The organism is Okeania hirsuta (assembly GCF_003838195.1).
GTDB classification, from domain to species: Bacteria; Cyanobacteriota; Cyanobacteriia; order Cyanobacteriales; family Microcoleaceae; genus Okeania; species Okeania hirsuta.
Map to the genome: position 1 here is coordinate 1 of NZ_RCBY01000694.1, position 566 is coordinate 566.

General features: G+C 43.6%; 1 protein-coding gene and 1 pseudogene. Both read left to right on the forward strand.

The window, feature by feature from the left end; translation table 11 throughout:
* On the forward strand, positions 1 to 277 hold a 277-nt coding region (locus D5R40_RS33715; protein WP_248284167.1), incomplete at its 5' end, for a Mur ligase family protein.
* A gap of 27 nt (positions 278 to 304) precedes the next feature.
* Positions 305 to 514 (forward strand): annotated as a pseudogene (locus D5R40_RS33720) (Mur ligase family protein); the annotation flags it as partial.
* Positions 515 to 566 lie beyond the last annotated feature (52 nt).

A 566-nucleotide genomic window follows, 5' to 3' on the forward strand; every position in this document is an offset into this window, starting at 1 on the left:
CGCTAGAATGAAACCGGAACAAGTTTGGAGCTATAGCACGAGCAACACTTCCGCCGATTTTTGGGCTTCAGACTTGGAATATCAACCCACCGGAGTTAAAGGAATTCTGCATACTCCCCAAGGTGAAATTCCTTTTAGTTTGCCACTGGTAGGACAGTATAATTTATCTAATATGTTGGCAGCAGTGGGAACAGCTTTACATTTGGGTCTAGATTTGGCGATGGTGGTTGCTCGTGCTATAGCTCCAAACTTGTTCCGGTTTCATTCTAGCGATTAACTTTTTACCGCTAGAATGAAACCGGAACAAGTTTGGAGCTATAGCACGAGCAACACTTCCGCCGATTTTTGGGCTTCAGACTTGGAATATCAACCCACCGGAGTTAAAGGAATTCTGCATACTCCCCAAGGTGAAATTCCTTTTAGTTTGCCACTGGTAGGACAGTATAATTTATCTAATATGTTGGCAGCAGTGGGAACAGCTTTACATTTGGGTCTAGATTTGGCGATGGTGGTTGCTCGTGCTATAGCTCCAAACTTGTTCCGGTTTCATTCTAGCGATTAACTTT